General features: G+C 61.3%; 3 protein-coding genes and 1 riboswitch. Of the genes, 2 read left to right on the forward strand and 1 reads right to left on the reverse strand.

The genetic code is table 11. The features are described 5' to 3' along the window. Nucleotides 1-345: 345 nt before the first annotated feature. Complete coding sequence (locus tag ACFMO7_RS05030) at nucleotides 346-966, reverse strand: TetR family transcriptional regulator (RefSeq protein WP_376794420.1); 621 nt, start codon at nucleotides 964-966, stop codon at nucleotides 346-348. A gap of 233 nt (nucleotides 967-1,199) precedes the next feature. Between ACFMO7_RS05030 and ACFMO7_RS05035 the strand changes: the two genes are divergently transcribed. Both ACFMO7_RS05035 and thiC read left to right on the forward strand, forming a co-directional pair. Continuing rightward, on the forward strand, nucleotides 1,200-1,967 hold the full coding sequence (locus tag ACFMO7_RS05035; RefSeq protein WP_376794421.1) for a glucose 1-dehydrogenase: 768 nt from the start codon (nucleotides 1,200-1,202) through the stop codon (nucleotides 1,965-1,967). A 263-nt stretch (nucleotides 1,968-2,230) separates the two neighbouring features. Continuing rightward, a riboswitch (TPP riboswitch) is annotated at nucleotides 2,231-2,348 on the forward strand. Nucleotides 2,349-2,400: 52 nt separating this feature from the next. Then, a complete protein-coding gene (thiC, locus tag ACFMO7_RS05040; protein ID WP_376794422.1) occupies nucleotides 2,401-3,750 on the forward strand; it encodes a phosphomethylpyrimidine synthase ThiC in 1,350 nt (449 codons plus the stop codon). Nucleotides 3,751-3,755: the final 5 nt, after the last annotated feature.

The following is a 3,755-nucleotide window of genomic DNA, read 5'->3' on the forward strand; positions in this document are numbered from 1 at the left end:
CTCATTCTCACGATGGCCGGGATGTTCCTCTGCTTGCGGCTCCTTCATCACTTCTCCCCAGCTCAAGACCTGGTGTAGCTTCTTCATAGCTTCTGCTTCCATCCCCTGGAGCAGGTGGGCGTAGATACCTTTCAGCCCCCCTTGAGCGACTGCCGTACGCAAGCGGGCTGGTTGTTCCTGCCCCTTTAGTACGTACGGCAGTCGCTCTTTGCGCCGAGCACCTTCTCTCAGCGAGCGCCTCCGCCTCAGGCCAGCTCCCTTCTTCGTCCTGGTGCTGAGCGATTCGTCCGCAAGCCCGACTTTCCAGAGGCCGGCGCAGAGACGGAGAAGGAGAGGTCCAGCTTCTCAGTCGCCTTCCCCAAGATAAGTTGCGAGAAGAGTCTGGAGATCGCTCTGTGCTCCCTCGTCAAGCCACTGTTCCAGGGCGACTCGCAGGGTAGCAACCTGGGTCGCTACCAGCAGGCGGAGCTTGCTGCTCTCACAGGTGCCTCTCATACGCTCCTGGAGCAGATCATTAAAGGCTATTTCGGCATCCAGAAGCGCATACAGGTAGAAAGCCGCTACTGACGGTACCTGCTGGGCAATCCGATAGCGGAGCAGAAAACCTCGACGCTGCTGCTGGTAGAGATCGGCAATGCGCAGCAAGGCGATCCTCAGTGCGTCGCGCGCTCCCTCAATGCCGGACTGGCCCGGCGGCAGTGCGCGCAGATGCTCTAAGCCGGCCTGCATGACGGCGCGCGTTGGGCCTAGTAAGACTGCTTCCTTGGATGGAAAGTAGCGGAAGAAGGTCCGCGGCGAGATCATGACCGCCTCGGCAATGTCTTGAATCGAGGTCTCTTCGTAGCCACGCTGCACGAAAAGCTTGAGTGCAGCCTCTTCGATGGCTTCCTGGAGAAGGCGCTTCTTGCGCTGACGCAGGCCAGGCTGCCCCGCCTGGTTCTGCTCTGAAATGGCTGTGTCACTCATTCGCTTTTTTCTTTCATTGACTTTTGTCAGTTAGTGACATTATAATGCGAGCAAGCGGCGCTGACAACCAGCTCGCGCGTGCTCTCATGTCGCTGCTCTGGTAGTTAGACGCCGCTTGGGATCAAGCGACTATCACTACATCAAATCAAGCAGTAGGCACGGCTAGAGTTTCAAGTGCTTCTTTCTCAGTTGTTCTGTTATCTCCAGCCTGGCAAAGAAGGAGTATACAAGAGATGATGCGCTTTGAGCAACAGGTCGCCGTGGTGACAGGAGCCGCGTCGGGCATCGGTCGCGCACTGGTGCAGCGCCTCACCAGGGAGGGTGCCGCTGTGGTCGCCGTCGACATTGTCGAGGAGCCGCTGCAGGCTCTGGCGGCAGAGCTGCAAGAGCAGGGCGCCAGGCTTCGGGCCTGCACTGCTGATGTGGCCTCGGAGAGCGGCGTTGAGACGATGCTGACGACTGCTATCTCGACCTATGGACGGCTCGATATCCTCTGCAACAATGCGGGCATTATGGACCTGATGACCCCCGCCGCCGAGGTCCCTTTAGAGCTGTGGGAGCGCGTTCTGGCCGTCAATCTCTACGGTCCTTTCCTGGCCTGCCGTCGCGCTATCCCTATCTTTCTGGAGCAGGGGGGTGGCACAATCGTCAATACCGCCTCCGAGGCTGGGCTACGCGGTGGCGCTGCCGGCACCCCATATACGGTCTCCAAGCATGGCCTGATCGGTCTGACCCGCAGCATTGCTTTCCACTACGGCGAGCGCGGTATCCGCTGCAATGCCGTCTGTCCAGGAGCGGTCGCGACGGCCATCGGTCTGGGAGCGGGTCAGCCGAATCAATCCGGTCTGGAACGGGTCGGAGCCTTTATCCGCGCCAGTGCGCCTTCGCGGGTAGCGGCGCCCGATGAGATTGCGGCCGCCATTGCTTTTCTGGCCTCCAAGGAAGCAAGCTATATCAACGGGGCCATCTTGCCCGTCGACGGGGGCTGGTTAGCGGCCTGAGTCTGGCCCATGGGAGGAGCCGCCGGAACTGGTCACTCCTTGGCCGAGGCTGCTCCTCTGCTTGTTTTCCTCCTGCTGAGCTGTTCTGTCGGGCGATAGGTCCACGCGCTCGAGGCCTACGGCTGGGTATTTCCTCTCTCACAGGCTTGCTTTCCAGACGCGCTCAGACCGCCAGGGAAGTGCTCTGGCGGTCTGCAGCCAGGTTTCAGCAGCAAGATCGATATGGTATGATTCTTTCAGAAGAAGACTGAGCGCTTCTGCTTGATTGGACCTGGGGGAGCTCGGGCAAACGACCGGGCTGAGAGGGCCTCTATGAGCGGGGCCGACCCCTCGAACCTGACCCGGGTAATACCGGCGGAGGGAAGGGTCCGTCTGGCCGCCCAACCCGCTGCCGGTTCCCCTTCAGGTCACTATTCCGACCGGAGGTGGAACAGTGCCAACCCAGCTTGAGCAGGCCCGTCAGGGCCAGATTACTGAGGCGATGGCCTATGTGGCCCAGGCCGAGGGCCTCTCTCCCGAAGAGATCCGCGACAAGGTAGCTGCCGGCCTGGCAGTCATTCCTGCCAATCCCAACCACCGCAGCCTCTCCCACTTCACCGCTATTGGCCAGGGCCTCCTGGTGAAGGTCAATGCCAATCTCGGCACCTCTTACGACTATGTTAATCTGGAGGAGGAATGCCAAAAGCTTGCTCTGGCACAGGAGGCAGGTGCCGATGCGGTGATGGACCTCTCGACCGGCGGCGATATCCCCGCCATTCGCCAGACCCTGCTCGAGTCCTGCGCCGTTCCGTTGGGGACGGTTCCTATTTACGAGGCTGAGTTTCGGGCGGTGCGCGAAAAGGGTTCCTTCTTGAAGATGAGCGCCGATGCGCTCTTTGAGACGATCGAGGAGCACGGCAAGGCCGGAGTCGACTTTATCACCGTTCACTGTGGGGTGACCCGCCAGTCTCTCGATCACTACCGCCAGGCGGCCCGTGTGACTGGCATTGTTTCGCGCGGCGGGGGTCTGTTGGCGGCCTGGATGCTGGAGAACGGGGCCGAGAATCCGCTCTATGAGCATTTCGATTGGCTGCTGGAGATCGCTCGCCAGTACGATTTGACGCTGAGCCTGGGCGATGGCCTCCGTCCGGGGTCGCTGGCCGATGATCTTGATGGCGCTCAGGTGGGCGAGCTGATTATCCTGGGTGAATTGGTCGAGCGGGCACGGCGCGCTGGCGTGCAGGTGATGGTCGAGGGCCCGGGCCATGTGCCGCTCAGCGAAGTGCAGACCAATGTCCAGCTTCAGAAGAAGCTCTGTCGCGGCGCTCCTTTCTACATTCTGGGCATGCTGCCTGTCGATACCGCCGCCGGCTTCGATCACATCGCCGGGGCTATCGGCGGGGCACTGGCCGGCATGCACGGGGCCGATATGCTCTGCTACCTGACGCCAGCGGAGCATTTGGGCCTGCCCAATCCGCGCCAGGTCTACGAGGGCGTGGTCGCTTTCAAGATCGCCGCTCACGCCGCCGACGTGGCCCGCGGCCATCCTCAGGCACTGGCCCGCAATCGGCAGATGTCGGAGGCGCGCTATCATCTCGACTGGGAGAGACAATTTGAGCTGGCTCTCTATCCCGCGGAAGCCCGGCGCATCTTCGACGAGCGCGCTTCCAAGACACGCGCCTGTTCAATGTGTGGGCCGTTCTGTCCGATGAATCTGGTCGAACATGTGCTGCGTCGACAACGGCGCAACGGCGCTTCCTCTGCTGTTTCCGCCTCGCTGGCTGGCGAGCAGGTCGGTCTCTAAGGCGG

The organism is Thermogemmatispora sp. (assembly GCF_042408735.1).
Lineage (GTDB): Bacteria > Chloroflexota > Ktedonobacteria > Ktedonobacterales > Ktedonobacteraceae > Thermogemmatispora.